General features: G+C 67.3%; 20 protein-coding genes. 12 read left to right on the forward strand and 8 right to left on the reverse strand.

The genetic code is table 11. The features are described from left to right. Positions 1 to 44: 44 nt before the first annotated feature. The 10 genes from ASG64_RS22225 (at position 45) to ASG64_RS02765 (ending at position 10,034) form a co-directional block, all read left to right on the forward strand. Entirely contained in the window at positions 45 to 353 is a 309-nt protein-coding gene (locus tag ASG64_RS22225) for a catalase-related domain-containing protein (protein WP_327212887.1), read from the forward strand. A gap of 270 nt (positions 354 to 623) precedes the next feature. Further along, positions 624 to 1,967, forward strand: a complete 1,344-nt coding sequence (locus ASG64_RS02725) for an APC family permease (RefSeq protein ID WP_042573651.1) — start codon at positions 624 to 626, stop codon at positions 1,965 to 1,967. 84 nt (positions 1,968 to 2,051) lie between these two features. Continuing rightward, on the forward strand, positions 2,052 to 2,306 hold the full coding sequence (locus tag ASG64_RS02730) for a hypothetical protein (protein WP_042573652.1): 255 nt from the start codon (positions 2,052 to 2,054) through the stop codon (positions 2,304 to 2,306). Positions 2,307 to 2,362: 56 nt separating this feature from the next. Next, positions 2,363 to 3,583 (forward strand): cupin domain-containing protein, encoded by a 1,221-nt coding sequence (locus tag ASG64_RS02735; RefSeq protein WP_056072535.1) that lies wholly within the window; start codon positions 2,363 to 2,365, stop codon positions 3,581 to 3,583. A 62-nt stretch (positions 3,584 to 3,645) separates the two neighbouring features. Beyond that, positions 3,646 to 4,227 carry an isopentenyl-diphosphate Delta-isomerase gene (gene idi / locus ASG64_RS02740; protein WP_042573653.1) on the forward strand — a complete coding sequence of 194 codons (582 nt, stop codon included), beginning with the start codon at positions 3,646 to 3,648 and terminating at the stop codon, positions 4,225 to 4,227. A 44-nt stretch (positions 4,228 to 4,271) separates the two neighbouring features. Further along, the gene (locus ASG64_RS02745; protein WP_056072538.1) at positions 4,272 to 5,918 is read left to right on the forward strand and encodes a phospholipase D family protein; all 1,647 of its coding nucleotides are present in this window, start codon (positions 4,272 to 4,274) and stop codon (positions 5,916 to 5,918) included. 45 nt (positions 5,919 to 5,963) lie between these two features. After that, the gene (locus ASG64_RS02750; protein WP_056069799.1) at positions 5,964 to 7,601 is read left to right on the forward strand and encodes a RecQ family ATP-dependent DNA helicase; all 1,638 of its coding nucleotides are present in this window, start codon (positions 5,964 to 5,966) and stop codon (positions 7,599 to 7,601) included. A gap of 220 nt (positions 7,602 to 7,821) precedes the next feature. Beyond that, on the forward strand, positions 7,822 to 8,682 hold the full coding sequence (locus ASG64_RS02755) for a cyclopropane mycolic acid synthase family methyltransferase (protein WP_042573655.1): 861 nt from the start codon (positions 7,822 to 7,824) through the stop codon (positions 8,680 to 8,682). 43 nt (positions 8,683 to 8,725) lie between these two features. Next, entirely contained in the window at positions 8,726 to 9,550 is an 825-nt protein-coding gene (locus ASG64_RS02760) for an MBL fold metallo-hydrolase (RefSeq protein ID WP_056069802.1), read from the forward strand. A gap of 64 nt (positions 9,551 to 9,614) precedes the next feature. Further along, positions 9,615 to 10,034, forward strand: coding sequence for a ChaB family protein (locus ASG64_RS02765; RefSeq protein WP_042573657.1), 420 nt, complete (start codon positions 9,615 to 9,617; stop codon positions 10,032 to 10,034). A 6-nt stretch (positions 10,035 to 10,040) separates the two neighbouring features. Here ASG64_RS02765 and ASG64_RS02770 read toward each other — a convergent pair whose 3' ends face one another. The 6 genes from ASG64_RS02770 to ASG64_RS02795 form a co-directional block, all read right to left on the reverse strand. Next, positions 10,041 to 11,249 (reverse strand): acyl-CoA dehydrogenase family protein, encoded by a 1,209-nt coding sequence (locus tag ASG64_RS02770; RefSeq protein ID WP_056069805.1) that lies wholly within the window; start codon positions 11,247 to 11,249, stop codon positions 10,041 to 10,043. A gap of 45 nt (positions 11,250 to 11,294) precedes the next feature. After that, on the reverse strand, positions 11,295 to 13,502 hold the full coding sequence (locus tag ASG64_RS02775; protein ID WP_056069808.1) for a heavy metal translocating P-type ATPase: 2,208 nt from the start codon (positions 13,500 to 13,502) through the stop codon (positions 11,295 to 11,297). Between the two features lies 1 nt (position 13,503). After that, the gene (locus ASG64_RS02780; RefSeq protein WP_042573660.1) at positions 13,504 to 13,785 is read right to left on the reverse strand and encodes a DUF1490 family protein; all 282 of its coding nucleotides are present in this window, start codon (positions 13,783 to 13,785) and stop codon (positions 13,504 to 13,506) included. A gap of 160 nt (positions 13,786 to 13,945) precedes the next feature. Beyond that, positions 13,946 to 14,575, reverse strand: a complete 630-nt coding sequence (locus tag ASG64_RS02785; protein ID WP_056072541.1) for a hypothetical protein — start codon at positions 14,573 to 14,575, stop codon at positions 13,946 to 13,948. A 523-nt stretch (positions 14,576 to 15,098) separates the two neighbouring features. Then, positions 15,099 to 16,577: an FAD-dependent oxidoreductase gene (locus tag ASG64_RS02790; RefSeq protein ID WP_082518008.1), complete on the reverse strand. Its 1,479-nt coding sequence runs from the start codon at positions 16,575 to 16,577 to the stop codon at positions 15,099 to 15,101. 7 nt (positions 16,578 to 16,584) lie between these two features. Then, positions 16,585 to 17,493 carry an AurF N-oxygenase family protein gene (locus tag ASG64_RS02795; protein ID WP_056069811.1) on the reverse strand — a complete coding sequence of 303 codons (909 nt, stop codon included), beginning with the start codon at positions 17,491 to 17,493 and terminating at the stop codon, positions 16,585 to 16,587. Positions 17,494 to 17,655: 162 nt separating this feature from the next. Here ASG64_RS02795 and ASG64_RS02800 point away from each other — a divergent pair, with 162 nt between their 5' ends. Together ASG64_RS02800 and ASG64_RS02805 are read left to right on the forward strand one after the other, a co-directional pair. After that, positions 17,656 to 17,994 carry a DMT family transporter gene (locus ASG64_RS02800; RefSeq protein WP_042573663.1) on the forward strand — a complete coding sequence of 113 codons (339 nt, stop codon included), beginning with the start codon at positions 17,656 to 17,658 and terminating at the stop codon, positions 17,992 to 17,994. Beyond that, entirely contained in the window at positions 17,994 to 18,314 is a 321-nt protein-coding gene (locus tag ASG64_RS02805; protein WP_156388317.1) for a DMT family transporter, read from the forward strand. The genes ASG64_RS02800 and ASG64_RS02805 overlap by 1 nt, the downstream gene beginning before the upstream one ends. Positions 18,315 to 18,318: 4 nt before the next feature. Here the strand turns inward: ASG64_RS02805 and ASG64_RS02810 are convergent, their stop codons facing one another. Both ASG64_RS02810 and ASG64_RS02815 read right to left on the reverse strand, forming a co-directional pair. After that, the gene (locus ASG64_RS02810; RefSeq protein WP_056069817.1) at positions 18,319 to 18,957 is read right to left on the reverse strand and encodes a TetR/AcrR family transcriptional regulator; all 639 of its coding nucleotides are present in this window, start codon (positions 18,955 to 18,957) and stop codon (positions 18,319 to 18,321) included. A 15-nt stretch (positions 18,958 to 18,972) separates the two neighbouring features. Further along, positions 18,973 to 20,457, reverse strand: coding sequence for an MFS transporter (locus ASG64_RS02815; protein WP_056072544.1), 1,485 nt, complete (start codon positions 20,455 to 20,457; stop codon positions 18,973 to 18,975). Between the last annotated feature and the right edge of the window lie 80 nt (positions 20,458 to 20,537).

Raw genomic sequence — 20,537 nt, forward strand, 5'->3', positions numbered from 1 at the left:
ATCGCACGAACGACTACGAGCAGGCGGGTCAGCGTTACCAGCTGATGGATCAGTGGGAGAAGGACGATCTGGTGGCGAACCTGGTCGCCAATATCTCCGAGGCGACCCGTGAGGTCCAGGAGCGCATGGTGTGGCACTTCCTGATGGCCGACGACGAACTGGGCGCGCGGGTCGGTGACGGTCTGTCGATCACCGCCGACGACGTCCGCGGACTCGAACCGCTTGCCTCGCAGACACTCTCGGACGAGGAGAACGAGCGTCGAGCGAACCTGGGCAAGAACGGCCCCCGAGACGTGACCGGCCTGGAGATGACGCACTGCGTCCCGAACGAGCGTGACGTGAAGGCCGGCTGACGCGCAGGTCGACTTCCTCTGGACAACAGGTGACGGCGGGGTTATCGTCGATTCTGCAAGCCACACGGATCGGTAGACGAACGTAAGGCAGGTGGTGCGTATCAACGAGGTGAAGCGAAACTACGTGTTCCTTCCATCGCGAGGCCGTCACTGTCCGTGATCGCGCCCGCATCATAATTGTCCGACAACCCCGGTGCCTTTCCCAGGCACCGGGGTTTCTCTTTGTTCCGGGCGCGTTCGTTCGCAGGGGAAACGGGTATGCCCCCGCCCATGACTGAAGTCGACAAAGCGCCGGTGAGCGAGCAGGGGAACGGCCTCCGCACGGCGATCTCGGGGAAGTTGCTGTTCGTGTTCATCCTCGGAGACGTCCTGGGGGCGGGCATCTACGCCCTCGTCGGGGAGATCGCCGGCGAGGTCGGAGGCGCCGTCTGGGTTCCGTTGCTCGTCGCCTTGGCGATGGCGATGCTGACGGCGTCCTCCTACGCGGAGTTGGTGACCAAATACCCCCGCGCCGGGGGCGCCGCAGTCTTCGCCGAGCGCGCCTTCCGTCGGCCCGTGGTGTCGTTCCTGGTGGGGTTCTCGATGCTGGCCGCCGGAGTGACCAGCGCCGCGGGACTGTCCGTCGCCTTCGCCGGCGACTACCTCGGAGCGTTCCTGGACGTCCCCACCGTCCCCGCGGCACTCGTCTTCCTCGCCGTGGTCGCGCTCCTCAACGCCCGAGGCATCAAGGAGTCGATGCGCGCCAACGTCGTGATGACGATCATCGAGGTCAGCGGCCTCGTTCTGGTGGTCGTGCTCGCAGGCATCGTTCTCGGTCGAGGCGACGGAGACATCGGCCGCACGATGGACTTCGCGGACGGCGTGAATCCGGCGGTGGCGATCCTCGCGGCAGCGTTGTTGGCGTTCTACTCCTTCGTCGGGTTCGAGACGTCGGCCAACATGGCCGAGGAGGTCCATGACGTGCACCGCGTCTATCCGCGCGCCCTGTTCCTGTCCCTGACCGTGGCAGGCGCGGTCTACGTCGCCGTGGGGCTCGCGGTCAGCGCCGTCGTTCCGGCGACTGATCTCGCGGACACGTCGGCGCCTCTCCTGGCAGTCGTGTCGGCAGCGGACGTCGGGATCCCCGACAAGCTCTTCGGCGCCATCGCCTTGATCGCCGTGGCGAACGGCGCGCTGTTGACCATGATCATGGCCAGCCGACTCACCTACGGCATGTCCAATCAGGGCCTGCTTCCCTCCGCCGCGGGACGGGTTCTGCCGCGCCGTCGTACGCCGTGGGTCGCCATCCTGGCCACGACCATCGTCGCCATGATCCTCGCCGCCACCGGGACGGTCGCCGCGCTCGCGGAGACGGTCGTGCTCCTGCTGCTGATCGTGTTCGTCAGCACCAATCTCGCCGTGCTCGTGCTGCGCCGCGACACGGTCGAACACCCGCACTTCCGCACCCCGGCAGTACTTCCGGTGCTCGCCCTCGTCAGCTGTGTCGTCCTGGCCACCCAGCAGAGTGCCGGGACCTGGCTCCGGGCCGCGGTGCTCCTTCTGGTGGGTGTGGTCCTGTATGCGGCGATGAGATGGACACGGAGTTTGAGAAGTCCGGAAATCGTCAACTCGTGATCCGTCTCCTGTAGAACGGGAGAGTTCGATGTGTGTCCGACGCCGGGCTACCGGCGTCCGGTCGTGACGAGTGAAAGGCAGTCGATGGCTATCAACGACGACGACATCACCACCTCCGGAGCAGCAGGCGGAGAAGGCCCCGCCGACGGCGGCTCCAACCCCGGCGGCCACGACGGCGGCGCGGACGGTTCCGCGAGCAGCGGTGAAGGGCCCGCCGACGGCGGCTCCAACCCTGACGGACACGACGGCGGCGCCGACGGTTCCGCAGGAGGAGAAGGGCCCGCCGACGGCGGCTCCAACCCCGCCGGCCACGACGGCGGTGCGGACGGTACGGCTTGAGCCGACAGTTCGACGAGCAACGCGGATCGGGAAACCGGTCCGCGTTGCGTCGTCTCATGAGTATCGAGGCTCGAACGTTCGCGGACGAGCACTGGGGCATCGCTCCGCTGCTGACGCGGCGAGAGGACCTGTCGTCGACGTTCGAGGACCTGCTGTCGGTGGACGCCGTCGACGAACTCGTCTCCGAGCGCGGGGTGCGGACCCCGTTCGCGCGCATGGCGAAGAACGGGTCGCTCACCGCGCGCGAGAACTTCACCGACTCCGGCGGTTTCGGCGCCGAGGTGACCGACCAGCTCGATTCCGCGGGGATACTCGCGGCCTTCGCCGACGGTCACACGTTGGTTCTGCAGGGTCTACATCGACTGTGGCCGCCGCTGATCCACTTCGCCGGCGAGTTGGTGCGCGACCTCGGCCACCCGGTCCAGGTGAACTCCTACATCACACCGGCGTCGTCCCGCGGGTTCGATCCGCACTACGACGTGCACGATGTGTTCGTCCTCCAGATCTCCGGCGAGAAACGGTGGATCCTGCACCCGCCCGTGCATCAGCACCCCCTGTCGCACCAGCCGTGGTCCGACCGCAAGGACGATGTCGCAGCGATGGCGCGAACCACGCCGACCATCGACACCGTTCTGCGCGAAGGTGATTCGCTGTACGTGCCGCGCGGGTGGATCCACTCGGCACAGGCACTGGGCGACACGTCGATCCATCTGACCGTCGGAATGTCGGCGTTCACCCGATACGACCTGCTCCACCACCTCGTGTCGACATTCGCCGAGGACGCACGGTTCCGCAGCCCACTCCCCGTCGGGATCGATCTCACCGACGCGGATGCGGTAGCACCCCATGTGCGCGCGCTGCTCACCGATCTGGTCTCCGCACTGGACGAGAACGACGCTCCCGTGAATCGCGAGCATGCGGTCGCCGATCGGGTCGGACGGCGCTTCACCGAGGTCACGCGCCCCGCTCCCGTGCGCCCGCTCGCGACGATCGGGTCGATGGCCGCGCTGTCCGCGAACTCGGTCGTGGGATGGCGTCCGGGTCTGCACGCGCGGATCGTCGACGCCGACGACGCGGTCACCGTCACGACCCGGACGAAGTCGGTGCGGCTGCCTGCGGTGTGCGCCTCCGCCGTTCACCAGCTGCATTCCGGCAAGGACTGCGTCGTGGGAGAGCTGAGCGGACTGGACACCGACGACGCTCTCGTCGTGGTCCGGCGGCTGCTGCGCGAGGGCATCGTGGTTCCGCGATCGAGCCCTGTCCCACCGACCGACTAGAGTCGACGAAGGCATATTCGGACCGGGTCCGACGAAGCACTGTTGGGGAAAGAGAACGCGACGTGGAGCTGGTAGTACTTCTCGACGAGGACGGCCGGGCCATCGGGACCCACGACAAGGCCACCGTCCACCACGACGCCACGCCGCTCCACCTCGCGTTCTCGAGTTACGTCGTGAACCGGGACCGCGAGGTTCTGGTCACTCGTCGTGCTCACGAGAAGCGCACGTGGCCGGGCATCTGGACGAACACGTGCTGTGGGCATCCCGCGCCCGGTGAACGCCTGGACTCGGCCGTTCTGCGGCGCCTGGACCACGAGCTCGGTATCTCCGCCTCGAACGCGGAGCCCGTACTCCCCCGTTTCCGCTACCGCGCGGTGATGAGCAACGGCGTCGTCGAGTACGAGATCTGCCCGGTCTTCCTCGTTCTGCACGACGATCGGTCGGTGGATCCACGTCCGGACGAGGTCGCAGACTTCCGGTGGGAACCGTGGTCCGACTTCGTCGCGGCCGTGTTCGAGGGTCGCAGCGACCTCTCGCCGTGGTGCCAGGACCAGGTGCGCCAACTGCACGCGCTGGGGAGCGATCCGCTGGCGTGGCCCACCGGCGGCACGGCGTCGTTGCCGCCCGCTGCGCAGGTGGCGTGAGCACCTCCGGCGACGGCGCGCGTCAGCGTCGCGACAATGTCGCGATGAGGGCGATCGACCGGGTGTCCAGTGCTCTGGGGCGGTCCTCGATCTTCGACGACATCGATTTCGACGACACCCATCCCTGGTTCCTGACGGGCGAGGAGCGTGCCAACGCCGACACCCGCATCCGGCCGTGGACCGACGGAAACCTCTGCCGCGCACTCGTGCACGGCGACACGTACTTCCGTGTGCTCGACGAGCACGTCGCAGCAGCGGACGTGGACGATCTGGTGCTGTTCACCGATTGGCGTGGCGACCCGGAGCAGGTACTCACCGATCACGGTCCGACGGTCGAAGGTGCGCTGACGCAGGCAGCCTCGCGCGGCGTCGTCGTCCGAGGACTGCTGTGGCGTTCGCACGCGGAATCGATCGGCTACACCGGCGGCAAGAACAGCGCGTTGGCCTCCGCTCTGGAGGAAGCCGGAGGTGAATGCGTCCTGGACCAGCGCGTCCTGAGCTTCGGGTCGCATCACCAGAAACTCGTGGTGATCCGTTCGGCCGAGCGATCCGACCAGAACGTGGCATTCGTCGGCGGCATCGATCTGGCGCGTGCCCGACGCGACGACATCCATCACCACGGCGACGCACTCAGTCGTCCGTTCCCGCCGGAGTACGGGGAAACCCCTGCCTGGCACGACCTCCAGCTCGAGGTGCGTGGACCGGCCGTCCGGGACGTGGAGGACACCTTCCGCGAGCGGTGGGAAGACCCGGCAGCGTTGTCCCGGCTTCCGTGGCACGTCGTCTCCGATATCGTCCGGCGACACCGACGCGAGCCGTCGGAGCTGCCCGCGCCCCTGCCGGATCCACCGACCGCCGGCACGTGCTCGGTACAGCTCCTGCGCACCTATCCTCGGCGACGTCCCGCCTACCCGTTCGCCCGCGACGGAGAACGCAGTGCGGCTCGGGCGTACGCGAAAGCACTGGGACGCGCGGAACGCCTCATCTACATCGAGGACCAGTACCTCTGGTCCGTGGACGTGGCACGTGTCTTCGCGCGCGCCCTCCGGCGCTCACCACGTCTGCGCATGATCGTCGTGGTGCCGCGCCATCTCGACGACGACAGCGCGATGACCATTCCTCCGGCGCTCCTCGGCCATGCCGCCGCCCTCGACCTGCTTCGCGACGCGGGAGCCGACAGGGTTCTGGTTCTGGACGTCGAGAACGACGACAGCGTGCCGGTCTACGTCCACTCGAAGGTTTGCATCGTCGACGACATCTGGGCAGCCGTCGGCAGCGACAACTTCAACCGGCGGTCGTGGACGCACGATTCGGAGCTGACGGCCGCGGTGGTGGACGAGACCCGGGACGAGCGGTCCCCCGTGGACCCGTCCGGACTCGGCGACGGGGCGCGAGTCTTCGCCCGCGACCTCCGCTTGGAACTGCTCACCGAGCACCTCTCCCGCGACCCGGCCGACGTGGACGACCTACTCGACCCCGACGAGTGCTTCGACGCGGTGTCCGATCACGTGGCCAGGCTCGATGCGTGGCACGACGGCGGTCGAGACGGTGACCGGCCGGTCGGGCGCCTGCGCACGCACGCCATCGAGGTCCCACCCGTGTGGAAGCAACGCGTGTTCTCGGTGCTGTACCGACTGGTGGTCGATCCGGACGGACGCCCCCTGCGATTGAGACTCACGCGTCGCTTCTGACGCACGATCGGATTGGCCCGTCCAGTCCGGGGTATCAGGGCTCTCGTGAGTCCTTCGAGCGACACCGCGCACCGCGTCGACACCGCAGGGTCGGCACTCGGGTACACGGAACTTCATCCTGCGCAACGTGATTCGGTAGCGGCCCTCGCCGGGGGCCGGGACGTCCTGGCACTGCTCGCCAGTGGTTACGGCAAGTCTGCGATCTATCAGATCGCCGCCTCGATCCTCGACGGTCCTACCGTCGTGGTGACTCCGCTGATCGCTCTGCAACGCGACCAGGTCGAGAGCCTGCGCCGTCGGACCGGCGAGATGCGCGCCGTCGCAGTGCATTCGGAGCAGACGACGTCGCAGAACGACGACGCGTGGCGCTCGCTGGAGACCGGCGACGCGACGATGCTCTATCTCACTCCGGAATCGGCGTCTCGACCCGACACGCGGCGGCGACTGCGTGAGATGTCGGTCGCCTGTGTCGCCGTCGACGAGGCGCACTGCATCGCGGCGTGGGGCCACGACTTCCGACCTGCCTATCTGCGCCTCGGCGAATTCGTCGACGCGATCGGGCGGCCGCCCGTCGTGGCGACCACCGCTACCGCCCCGCCGCCCGTTCGCGACGAGATCGTCGAGCGACTCCATCTCGTCGACCCCTTCGTCGCGGTGGGGTCGTTCGACCGGCCGAACATCCACCTGTCCGTCGTCCGCCACCATCACGCGATCGACCTGACCGACGCCGTGGTCGACGACGTCGTGGATCGCGTCGACGCACTGCGGTCCGGTGCCGTCGGCCTGGTGTACGTGGCCACTCGCGCGCAGACGCATGACTACGCAGACCTGGTGGGGCAGCGGGGAGTCGACGCCATCGCCTACCACGCAGGACTCTCCCGCCACGACCGCGAGGATGCGCATCGCGCCTTCCGAGACGGGACGGTGGACGTCGTGGTGGCGACGTCCGCGTTCGGTATGGGCATCGACAAGCCGGATGTCCGCTTCGTCGTCCACACGTCGCCGCCGGAGTCCCTCGAGCGCTACTACCAGGAGTTCGGGCGGGTCGGACGAGACGGCGACGATGCCGCGGCGGTCCTTCATTTCCGCCCGGAGGATCTCGGCTTGTCCACCTTCTTCGCCACCCGGAATCCGCAGCGTGAGGCGCTGGCCGGGGTGTACCGGGCCATCTCCTCCACGACCGCGCCGATACCGACCGATTCCCTGGCAGCGCTCCCCTCGGCGTCGGGCCGCGCGGCGGAGTCGGCGGTGGAATTGCTCGATCGGGCCGGGGCCGTTCGGTGGCAGGACGGGGGGTGGACGGACTGCGGGATGGAGACGGCCGATGCGGTGGAGCTGGCCTGCGAGGCTGCGCATCGCGGGGAGACCGCTGCACGCTCGCGTGTCGAGATGGTGCGGAAGTACGCCGAGACGACGCGGTGTCGACGACGCGTCCTGCTCGAGTACCTCGGCGAGGTGCCGTCCGGACCGTGCGGTCGATGCGACACGTGCGAATCCGGTGCGTCGACGGAACCGGACGACGGCGACGGTCGTTTCCGGCCCGGCGACGTTCTGCATCACCGTGAGTGGGGCACGGGGGACGTCGTGTCCGCGGAATCGGACCGAGTGACCGTCCACTTCCCCGATCAGGGGTACCGCACCCTGTCCACGGCCGTCCTCCTCGACGAGAACATCGCCGAGTGACGGGGCGGCGAAACGAACGCGAGCCGCGCCACGGGGGCAGGTAACCGGCGCGCTACCCGGAGAGCTCCCCTCGCACCGGACACCGAGTAGGTTCGGCCCGCCAACCTGCCCGTTTGCGGCGCGAAGCTGCTGCGATGACCGTAGATTCGCGAGAGATGCGGTGTGTCGGGGGACCATGCCGCGTCCTATTCCTGCCGTCGAGTGTGAGGTTGCTACACCCATGACAGACCTGAAGCCCTTCTTCAAGAACGTTCAGTCGCACTACGACCTGTCCGACGACTTCTTCGCGCTGTTCCTCGACCCGACATGGACCTACAGCTGTGCGTACTTCGAGCGCGAGGACATGACGCTCGAGGAGGCTCAGCTGGCCAAGATCGATCTGGCCCTGGACAAGCTCGGACTCGAATCCGGTATGCGGTTGCTCGATGTCGGCTGCGGCTGGGGCACGGCCATGATCCGCGCGCGCGAACGATTCGACGTCGACGTCATCGGCCTGACGCTCAGTGAGCACCAGTTCGGCCGCGTGCAGTCCCGGCTCGACGACCTGCCCGGTACCCGCTCGGCCGAGGTCAGGCTGCAGGGATGGGAAGAGTTCGACGAGCCCGTCGACCGCATCGTCAGCATCGGCGCCTTCGAGCACTTCCGGCGTACACGGCACGTCCCGTTCTTCGAGAAGGCCAGCGCGATCCTGCCGGCCGACGGGGTCATGCTGCTCCACACGATCGTCGGCTACGGCCTGGACGATCTCGCCGAGAAGGGCGTCGCCGTCGACAAGCGTGACGCCGTGTTCATGCGCTTCATCCTCCGGGAGATCTTCCCCGGTGGTGAGCTCGAGCGGCCCGTCACCATCGAGGAGCGCGCCACGTCGGTCGGATTCTCGGTGGACCGCGTGCATTCGCTGCAGCAGCACTACGCGCGGACACTCGAGATCTGGACCGAAAACCTCGAGGCACGCAAGGACGACGCCATCCGTATCGCCGGCGACGTGGTCTACGACCGCTACATCAAGTACCTGAGCGGCTGCGCGCAGCAGTTCCGCCGCGGGACCATCGACGTCATGCAGTTCACGCTGTCGAAGTAGCGACAGCTGTTTGGTGCCGTACCGGCGGGGAAGCCCCGTCGGTATGGCTACCGGCACCTACACGTTCATCGGCAATGCGACGGGACTGCTGTCCTACCGGGACGTCACACTGCTGACGGACCCCAACTTCCTCCATGCCGGTGAACGTGCCTATCTCGGGCACGGCCTGTTCTCGACCAGGCGCCTGGATCCGGCGATCTCACTGGACGACCTTCCGCCGCTGTCGGCGATCCTGTTGTCGCACATGCACGGTGATCACTGGGATCGACGTGCGCAGGCGGGCCTGGACTCTGCGCTGCCGGTTCTGACGACGCCGCACGCCGCGTCGAAGCTGCACCACCGAGGCTTCGACGGCGCGGTCGGCCTCGACACCTGGCAGTCCCGACGCATCGAGGTCGGCGACACGGTTGCGACCGTGTCCGCGATGCCGGGACGACACGGACCGATGTGGGCACAGAAACTGCGAGTCCTGCCCCCGGTCATGGGGACGATGGTGGAGTTCTCGACGGCCGACGGTCCGGTGGATCTGCGGGTGTACATCTCCGGGGACACGCTGATGGTGGACGAGCTGCGGGAGATTCCGACGCGATTCCCGGAGATCGACACGGGGGTAGTGCATCTCGGCGGTACCACCCTTCCGTTCGGACAGAACCCGCGCTTCGGAGCGATGGTGACCATGGACGGACGGCAGGGAACCGATGCGATGGAGTGCATCGATCCGCGACAGGTGCTGCCCGTTCATTTCGAGGACTACGGCGTGTTCGCCTCTCCCCTGTCCGACTTCACCCGCGCGATGACGCAACGGGGTCTCGGAGATCGCATCACCCACGTCGGGCGTGGTGAGACGGTCACGGTCGGCTCGCGGTGAGGTCCGCCGGTTTCCCCGGTCACCGGGCGGGTATCTCTCGCCCACATCGCGAGAGAGGACGACCATGCCGAAGACCGATGACGACGGCAACGCCGTGAAGTCCGAACTGCCGTCGACGTTGCAGAAGTCCGACGAGAAGGCCCAGCGCACCTATGCCAAGGCTCTCGACTCGGCCGAGGACGAGTACGACGACGAGTCGCGCGCCCATCGTGTCGCCTACGCGGCCCTGAAGCACACGCACGAGAAGATCGGCGATCACTGGGAGCCGAAGGACGAGAAGGGCCCGTCGGACGATCGCGCCCGCAGCGGCGGCAAGAACCCGTCCGGTGAGAGCGCAGGCGGCGTCGACGCCAATGCCTCCAAGAAGCACCTCGAGCGTGTCGCGCGGGAACTCGACATCACCGGTCGGTCGACGATGACCAAGGACGAGCTGGTCACCGCCATCGACAAGGAGAACCGGAAGCAGACTGCGAAGAACCGGTGACGCAGGTCAGCGGAACGCTTGGTGCCCCGTGAGCGCCTTGCCGATCGAGAGCATGTGCATCTCGCTGGTGCCCTCGTAGGTCAACACCGATTCGAGATTGTTGGCGTGCCGCAGCGGCGAGTACTCGAGGGTGATGCCGCTTCCCCCGAGAATGGTGCGGCATTCACGAGCGATCGCGATGGCCTCGCGCACGTTGTTGAGCTTGCCCAGGCTGATCTGATCCGGCGAGATCTCGCCACGGTCCTTGATGCGTCCGAGGTGGACTGCCAGCAGGAACCCCTTGCCGAGCTCCAGCGTCATGTCCGCCAGCTTCTGTTGCGTCAACTGGAAACTGCCGAGCGGCCGGTCGAAGACTTCCCGTGAGTTCGCGTACGCGATGGCCGTCTCGAGACTGTCCCGCGCGGCGCCCAGCGCTCCGAACACGATGCCGAACCGCGCCTCGTTGAGGCAGGACAGCGGGGCACCCAGGCTCGTCGCGCCGGGCAACATCGCCGAGGCCGGCAGCCGGATGTCGTCGAACGCGAGCTCGGCTGTCACGGATGCACGCAGCGACAACTTCTTCCCGACGGCATGGGCCGTGAAACCCGGTGTGTCCGTGGGTACGAGGAACCCGCGGAACCCCTCGTCGGTGCGAGCCCACACGGTGGCGACGTCCGCGAGGGTTCCGTTGGTGATCCACATCTTCGAGCCCGACAGGATCCAGTCGTCGCCGTCTCGGCGGGCGCGTGTCCGCATTCCGGAAGGATTGGAACCGAAGTCCGCCTCGGTCAGCCCGAAGCACCCGATGGCGTCGCCCGCGGCGAGTCGGGGAAGCCACTCCTGCTTCTGCTCCTCCGAGCCGTACCGGTGGATGGAGTACATCGACAGCGACCCCTGCACCGAGACGAAACTGCGGAAGCCGCTGTCCCCTGCCTCGAGCTCCATGCAGGCGAGTCCGTAACTGACAGCGTTCGTCCCCGCGCATCCGTAGCCCTCGAGGTGCATCCCCATCAGTCCGAGGCTGCCGAATTCCTTGGCCAACTCCCGCGGCAGAGTGCCTGATTCGAACCAGTCCCCGACCTCCGGCTTGAGCCGCTTGTCGACGAACGCTCGGACCGTCGCGGCGATATCGCGCTCGTCCTGGTCCAGGAGCGACTCCGCGGCGAACAGGTCGAGCGGGCGCACCGGCGCGGGCGCGGTGCGGGGGGCTGCGTCACGTGGAGCGGTCGTCGTCATCGTGGTCCTCGCAAGATCTGCCGGGGTGTGCGGTCGACTCCGAACCTACCCGGCGACAGCTGTCGACTCGGCGGGTTCTTCAATCGGCGCCGGATCGTCCGGTCGGTACTCGATGAGCCGTGCACTGTTACCGACCACGATGATCGACGACGCGTTGTGCAGAATCGCGGCGAGGACGGGCGACAACGCTCCTCCGGCGCTCACCGCGAGACCGATGGCGTTGACCGCGATGGACATGCCGTAGTTCTGCCTGATCACGGCCACCGACCGGCGCCCCAGCGAACGCACGTCGAGCAACCTGGCCAGGTCGTCCCCGGCAAGCGCCACATCCGCGGTCTCGACGGCGACGTCGGTTCCGGCGGCGCCCATCGCGATCCCGATGTCCGCGGCGGCGAGGGCGGGCGCATCGTTGGTGCCGTCGCCGACCACTGCCACCACGTGGCCCGCCTCCTGCAACTCCCGCACGACGTCCAGCTTGTCCTCGGGCATGACCTCGGCACGCCACTCGTCGATACCCAGTTCGGCGGCCACTGCAGCCGCGGTGGCGGGGTTGTCCCCAGTGAGCATCACGATGCGACGGACGCCGTCCGCCCGCAACGCATCCAGTACCTCGGAGGCGTTGTGTCGGATCTCGTCCCACAGACTCACCAGTCCCACCAACACGCCGTCGACGGCGAGAAGGAGAGGAGTCTCGGCGCGATGCTGAAGGCGAGTCATCCACCCCGTGGCATCTTCCGATACCGCGACGTTCTCGCGCCGGAGCAGAGATGCGCTGCCCAACAACAGCGTTCGACCGTCCGAGACGGTACGCATACCGAGACCCACCAGCACTTCGCATTCCTCGTGCGGCGGAATCTCGATACGTCGCTCTTCCGTACTCCGGATGACGGCCTCGGCCAGCGGGTGTCTGGAGTGGATCTCGGAGCTGGCCGCGTAGGCCAGAACCTGCTCCGGCTCCCATGCGTCGTCGAAGGCGATGACATTGGTGACCACGGGACGACCGACGGTCAGCGTTCCGGTCTTGTCGAAGACGAACGCATCCACCCGGCCCGCTTGCTCGAGGTGCGAGCCGCCCTTGATCAGAATGCCGCGGCGGGCACCGTTTCCGATGGCAGCACTGATAGCCGTGGGTGTCGACAACCCGACCGCACAGGGACACGCGACCAGAAGCATCGTCATCGCACGGCGAAGGTCCCGAGTGACGACAAGCGTGGCAGCCGAGAGCAGGAACGATGCGGGCACGAAACGACGCGAGAAATTGTCGCCCACGGTCTGGATCGGTGCGCGGTCCTCCTGCGCCTGCTCCACCCGCGCGATGATGCGGCCGATGGCGGTGTCACGGCCGACAGCGGACGCCCGCACCACGACCCGTCCGCGGAGCACCACCGACCCTGCCGAGAGCCGACTTCCAGCGGCCACGGTCACCGGGAGTGTCTCTCCGGTGATGGCGGACTGGTCGACCACGGCGTCACCCTCGACGACGACGCCGTCGACGGGGACTCCGACACGGTCGTGCACCACGACCTCGTCGCCCACTTCGAGGGAATCGATGTCCACGGACACCTCGGTACCGTCGCCCGTGCGGATCCACGCTGTGTCGTGCGTGCCACTCAGGAGGTCGGAGATCGCACGCCGTGTGCGACGGAGAGTCAGATCCTGCAGGTACTCCCCGATATTGAGCAACCAGAGCACCGTCAACGCGACGACGTTCTCGCGCAGCACCAGACTCGCGACCGTGGCGGCCGAGACCAGGGCGTCGGTGCCGGCGCCGCGCCTACCCGCGATGGACCGCACCGCGCCCCGCAGGAACGGGTACCCCGTGAAGACTGTGACACCGGTGGCGACGAGTCGACTGGTCGACCCCAGGACAGGCGGTCGACGTAGGCCGTACCGCCGGAGCCCGAGCAGAACCAGCGCCGCAGCGCCGACGGTCAAGCGCAGCAACTCGCCCGTTCCCACATCCGCTGAGCGCGGCGTCCGCACCGGAACCTGCGCGGACGACGAGACGACAGTCGGTGTCGACGCCAGCGCGGTGGTCACGGTGTCGACATCGGTCCGCGTCCGTGAATACCAGACGACGACCGATGCAGTCCTCGGATAGGCATGTACCGCACGGACTCCCGGCACCGCGTCCAGTAGGTCCTCCACGGCGACCGCAAAGGCGTCCTGACCGGCGATCCAGTCGAAGCGCAACCGGATGCGTCCGGCCCCCACGGACAGCAGCGTCGGTCGGGTCTCCGTCGGCGCGAGCATCTCAGTGATCGTGGCCGTGGCCGACGTCGGACGCGGCGGGCGGACGCGCTTCCTCCCCGAGTCGGTCCTTCGCCTCGGAGACGACATCCGAGACGGCGAGGCGTGCGGACTCCGCCTTGACCTCGGCTTTGCGCACCCCGCGCAAGCCGACCTCGGTAGCGCGGACGGCCGCTTCGCGGAGCGGAGCGCGGTCGACGACCTTCTTGACGCCGTTGTAGGCGGCCACACCGACGACGCCGGTCACGACGGTCGATGCCGCTTTGGCGATGAACGGGACCAACATCTCGCAGAACTCCTCACGGTCTGCTCGGCAGACACGGGTCGGGGGTACAGGTGACGCACGTGGCGGCGACCGTTGTCGCACCCGAACACTAGCCTTACCGAACATCGTTGTCGGCAATCGGTCGCTCGATCGGACTGTTTCCTGCCCGGCGACAGAGCGATCAGGCAGCAATCATCAGGTCTCGTCCGGTCAACGTCTCGGTCTCGTGCAGGATGCGTGTGAAGACGTCGTCGCTGACGTGGTCGGCCAGCATGTAGCGGTCCCACCACATCATGCGCGTGCGGTACCGCTCGTCGGGATAGGCGGCAGGAGCGATGTTCTCGGCCACCCGGCCACCGCCGGACTCCCACCGACGCAACACGTGGTCGGCCGCCGTGGCCATCACGTACCGAGCACCGGTGAACACCATCGTCGGAAGCGCCGTGCGGGAGAGCAGCGCGGACAATGCTCCCGGGTGGTCGGCGTCGGACGAGACGAACGCCGTCTTCATCTCGACGACACCGTCCGGAAGACGACCGTGGATCAGATCGGCGACATCGGACTTCGCGGAGTTGCCGTCCCATTCGACGAGCGCATGCGATTGCTCGGCGCTGATGTACGGGCCTTGCCCGCGCACACCCGCGACGACACGTCCGGAACGGTCCACCGCCGCGTAGAACACGGCGGTGTCGACCCCGTCCTCGACGCGCTCGAAGTCCAGGGCGACACCCACTCCGTGACGCTCGTACGACTTCTTGGCGCAGTCGAGGTAGTCGTTCCAGAGAGCGCGATCCTCCGACGGAGTGCTCATCACCAGAACCGTTCCACTATCACGATCGGCGAGCCGTGAGCGACCGCGCGTCACGAGCCGAGTAGGGGCTAGCAGTGTCGTCGTCATCGGACACCTCTCGAGAAAGAGTTGTCGGACCGCCGTCCGGCGCCCCGACCAACAGACCACGGACCCGCCGGACGACGAATCCACACAGTGATTGTCCCGCTTCCGGCGCGAAAAGTGGATTCCGCCCCGAAAGTCGTACGCGCAGGTGGCGCTGCCCTTTTCGCGGGCCGTTAACGAACCGCAGGTCAATAACTCGATTCTGGTGCAGTACCCGAGTTACTCGCTCGTATTCCCGGACAGTTCAGTGACAGGTTGCAGAGTTGAGCCAGTGAAACGGACCAAATTTCGTGAAAAGACACGAATGGTCCGCGGGCGTTTCGCGGCGCGAATGGACACTGTCACGTCCGAAGAAACCGGTCGGTTGCCACAAAAAAGGATGCCGCACCCCGTTTCGGGGTGCGGCATCCATTGTCGACGGGTGGCTCCGGCGTGTCGGCTACTTCCGCGCGGAACGCCGGAAGACCGAGCGACGCGTCGTCGACGCGGTCGTGGACGAGTCGGCGAGAGCGTCCGCGAGGAGGAGGTCGACGGTGCGCTCCGCGTCGGCTTTGTTGTCGCCGATCCCGCCCGACGCACCGCGCTTCGCCCAGCCGACCACGTACGCGCCCGCGAGTGGATCGCCGTCCTCACCGATCACTCGTCCGTCGACGTTGCGCACCGTTCCGCGGTCCTCGTCGAAGGGAAGTCCGGGCAACGGTGATCCGCGGTACCCGGTCGCCTGCAGAACGAGGTCGGCCGCGATCGTCCGCGTGCCGTCGGCGTCGCGAACGTCCAGTCCGCGCACACCCCCGTCGTGCCGGATCGCCACCGGTGTCCGTCCGAACGAGAACACGATCCGTCGTGCGGTCTCGGAGGCCGCCGGCACAGACGCCACCGGCACCGTGGCCAGAGGGGATGCCGATGCGGACATCGGGAGAGAACCGAGAGCAGACACGATGTCGTCCGGCCCGTCGACGACCACGGGAACCGAACGACGGCTGACCAGCGCCTGGCATTCGGAGCGGGTGAAGGCGGCGAACTCCGGCCCACGACGGCCCAGCACGGTGACCTCGGAGACGGAACTGTTCCGCAGCGCTGCCAGCGCGTGCGGCGAGATGTCCGTGCCGACGAGGCCGTCGACATCGGCCGTGAGAATCCGTGCTGCATCGAGAGCGACGTTGCCGTTGCCGATCACGACGACACGCTCGACTCCGCTCAGATCGATCGCGTCGGCCGCGACATCCGGGTGTCCCGTGTACCAGCCCACGAGCAGGCGGGCGCTCACGGGGACGGACTCGTCTCCCAGCGGGAGCGCTCTGTCGCGATCGGCACCCACCGCGTAGACGACGGCATCGAACTCGGCCGACAACTGCTCCGGGGTGATGTCCACCCCGACCTCCACGCCCATCCGCATCGTCACGCGGGAGTGGACGAAGAGGGAGCGGAAGTGCTCACCGATCCGGCGAGTACTTGTATGATCCGGCGCCACACCGTATCTCGCCAATCCACCCGCGGTGGGCAGTCTGTCGAAGAACGTAACGGTCGCGTCCGTCTGTCGCAGCAGGGCTGTCGCGGTGTAGCACGCGGCAGGCCCGGTGCCGACCACCGCGACCCGTCGCAGCGCGACCTTGCCGATGTCGGCGGGCGGGAAAACCGGTGCGCCCCAGGCGTGGTCGACCGGCCGGTCCTTGTAGTAGTCGGCGTTCAGCTCCGCGTACACCTGCTGGGACGGGGACAGCCGCGAGACTCGGGTGATGGCATCCACCGGGCACGCATCGGCGCACGCCCCGCAGTCGATGCAGGTCCGTGGATCGATGTACAGCAGGTCGGTCTTCCCGAAGTCCGGCTCGTCCGGCGTGGGATGGATGCAGTTCACCGGACACACCGACAGACACGATGCGTCGTTGCAGCAGTTCTGGGTGATCGCGAAGGCCATGGAGGTATCAGACCATGTGGATGGTGCGGTACACAGCCGCAGCAGGCTTCGTCAGCAGACCGCAGTCGCTGAGGAACGCCATCAGATGCTGGCTGCTGGTGCGCATCATCACGTGATGGTGGGTGTTCTTCTTCGCTTCGCGCACCGCGCGATCGGTGTCCAGACCGGCGGCGGCGTACACGTCCTTGTTCACCATGTTGGACACGATGACGCGCGCTGCGATGGCGATGAGCAGCGCGGCGGACTTGCGTCGGGCGGTCGAGATACCGTCCATGTGCTCGCGCATCTGCTGACGCGCGAACGTCATGTGGCGCGATTCCTCGACGACGTGGATCTTGCTCGTCGTGCGCACCAGCGGCAGGACGTTCTCCCCGCGCATCCAGTCGCGCTGCATGACGTCGAGCACTTCCTCCGCCACCAGGATGCCGCCGTACGCGGCCTCCGACACGGCGAGAGTCTTGAAACCGCGACCGAGCTCGACGCTCAACCGGCGGGGCACGTAGGCCTTGATTCCCATAGTGGTGCAGGCGCGCGCGAACATCAGCGAATGACGGCACTCGTCGGCGATCTCGGTGAGAGCGAACTGGAAGTCGGACGAGGAGTAGTCGCCGCAGTACTGATCGCGCAGCACCATCTGCTGCAGGATCATCTCGAACCAGATACCCGTGCTCATGATCGAGCAGACCTCGTGGCGGGTGAGAGTGACGCGCTGCTCCGGCGTCATCTCCTTCCACAGATCGGTGCCGTAGAGGGTGCTCCACTCGGGGTTGAGACCGAACTGCTCCGGGTCGAGAGGGGCCTCCCAGTCGACCTCCTGCATCGGGTCGTAGGACAGCGCGGCGACGGAATCGAGCAACCGGGCGGAGACGTCCTCCATGTTCGAGGTCGTGAGATCGGTGTCGAGTGTGCTGGTCATCGCGTCGTCCTTCCGTGGGGCGGGTGCATGTCCGTGACTAACTGTGACAGAGGTTATCAGGTACCAAGCGTCACGGGAAGTGTGCGGACGGACGGACACGTCGGCGCCGCAGCTGTGACACGTGCGAAGCCTCGGCCCGGGGACCGGTGTGACAATGGACCCGTGCGTCCATGGTTTCTGCTGGTCCTCGCCATCGCGAGCGAGGTCACGGGCTCACTCGCGCTCGCGGCGGCGGTGACGACACCGCCCTGGTACGCCGTGGTGGTGGTCGGATACGTGGCATCGTTCGTGTTGCTCGGTGCCGTGCTCCGCGCGGGCATGCCGCTGGGAGTCGCGTACGGAGTCTGGGGTGCGATCGGAGTGGCATCGACAGCGGCGTTGTCGAGCGTCATCTTCGACGAGAAGCTCACCGTCGTGACGATCCTCGGCCTCGCGCTGGTGATCGCCGGGGTGGTCGTGGTGGAACTGGGATCGCATCGCGCACGGACACCGCAGCCGTGATGTGGTTGCTGCTTGCCTGCGCCATCGCCTCGGAGGTGACGGCCACCCTCTCGCTGCGAGTCGCCGTCCACGGCAGGCGCGCGCTGTACGCCGTGGTCGTCGCCGGCTACCTCGCGTCCTTCGTCTTCCTCGCCCTCACGTTGTCGGCGGGGCTCGGCATCGGGGTCGCCTACGGGATCTGGGCGGCGACCGGCATCGCCGTCACCGCGATCGCGAGCCGTCTGCTGTTCGGCGAACCGTTGACCAGGACGATGTCCGCGGGAATCGTGTTGATCATCGCCGGGGTGCTCCTGATCGAGACCGGCAGCTCGCACACCTGACCGGTCACCTCGTGACGGTCGCCTGCCAGATTCCGACGATGGCGTCGACCAGATCGGTCCCGCTCGCCCGCCACAGTGCGGCGCGGTCTCCGTCGGACGCGGCGATCTCAGCTTCGCGCTCGGCCATGACGTGGACGAGCAACGTCCGAGCCATTCCGCCTCGGGCGACACGCACGTCGACGGGCATGGGAGGCAGGCACGAGTTCACGCCGTCCACCGTCTCGCGCAAACCCGGCGAGGACAGTGATTCGTCCACGAGGATCGTGCGGAGCGTCGGATCCGTCATCACCTGACTGGCGAACCGGGCGTACCAGGTGGAGTGTCCGACGTCGGCGAAGTACTCGGTGGACGGCCGTACGAGTGCCGACACCCACCCGCGAAGGTCGGGGCGGTCACCGAGGGCGGCGACATGCGACGCCCGGAACTGCTCGACCCCCGCGGATCGCCGCACCACGATGGCCCGGACGAGGTCTTCCTTGGTGCCGAAGTGGTACCCGACAGCCGCACTGTTGGCCTGACCGGCCGCATCTCCGACCTGCCTGTTGGACACCGACACCACGCCGTTCTCGGCATAGAGGCGTTCGGCCGCATCGAGGATCGCTTCGCGTGTGTTCTCCGAACGCGCCGTGCGGACCCTGGTCACGACTGAAGAGCGTAGTCAGTCGACGGGCTGGACCGGTCGGACGCCGTGCACGTCGACCGGACCGCCCACCACGTCCGAGACCGCGTCGTCCGTACGACCGTGGGCGGGCAGGAACGACGCCAGCAGAACCGAGAGCACAGCGGCCCCTGCGGCCACGGCCATCACGACGCGGAACGCGTTCTGGGTGGGCACCTGCGCGGAGCCGAGTGTCACGGTCATCGAGGCCAGGATCACGCCGGCGACAGCGCTGGCGAACGACGTTCCGAGAGAACGCATGAGCGTGTTGAAGCTGTTCGCCGCGGCCGTCTCGGTCGCCGGGACGGCGGACATGATCAAGGCCGGCATGGCGCCGTACGCGAGGCCGATTCCTGTGCCGATGATCAGCGAGACCACGACCAGCTGCCACACGGCGCCCATCAGGACGATGCCGGCGAGGTAGCCGACGGCGACGACACCGGCGCCCGCCATCAAGGTGGTCTTGGGGCCGCGCGTGGTGGTGATCCGCGACGACAACGGCGCGACCGCCATCATCACGAGGCCGGACGGCGCCATCACCAGACCGGCCACCAGAACGGACTTGCCGAGGCCGACTCCGGTCGCCGCGGGAAGCTGGAGAATCTGCGGCAGAACGAGACTGAGCGCAAACATGGCGAAGCCGAGCATGATGGACGCGGCGTTGGTGAACAGCACCTGTCGACGCATCGAGACTCGGAGATCGACCAGCGGCTGCGGTGAACGCAGCTCCCACGTCACCCACGCAGCGAACGCCACCACGGCCACGACCAGCAGTCCGAGTGTGCGCGCACTCGTCCATCCCCAGTCGGATCCCTTCGAGATGCCGAGCAGCAGAGTCACCAACGCGACCGACAGCGTTGCGGCGCCGCCGAAGTCGAACGCACCGCCGGTCCGTGCGTCCGACTCGGGGATCACGGCGACGACGAGTGCCGTGACGATCAGCCCCAGAGCCGCGGCGGTCCAGAAGAGGAAGTGCCAGCTGGCGTACTCGGCGATGACCGCGGCGGCCGGAAGTCCTAGCGCTCCACCGACTCCGAGCGACGCACTCATCAGCGCGATGGATCCGGGCAGCTTCCGGCTCGGCAGGACGTCGCGCATGATCGAGATGCCCAGGGGAATGACACCGGCCGCCAGACCCTGCAGCGCACGGCCGATGATGAGCGGAATCAGGCTGGTGGCCAGGGCGCCCACCACGGACCCTGCCACGAGCAGAGCGAGACTGACCAGCAGCAGTCGGCGTTTGCCGAACATGTCGCCGAGTCGTCCCGTGACCGGCACGGCGACCGCACCGGCCAACAGAGTCGCGGTGATGGCCCACGCGGTGTTCGCGGCGGACGCGTTCACGAGCGTCGGGAGTTGCGGGACGATCGGGATGATCAACGTCTGCATCAGCGCGACCGTGATGCCGGCGAATGCCAGAACGCCGACGATCCGACCGGTGCCGGTCACGTCCTCGTCGAGAGAGGTGGGTGGGGATGTCGTCATCACGAGCTCCATCAGCCGTCGAAGTTAAACCAGTTGATTTAAACCAACTGGTTCAACGTACGTTCCCACCCGCTTACCGA

Origin of the sequence: Rhodococcus sp. Leaf247, from assembly GCF_001426185.1 — a bacterium.
Taxonomy (GTDB): Bacteria; Actinomycetota; Actinomycetes; order Mycobacteriales; family Mycobacteriaceae; genus Rhodococcoides.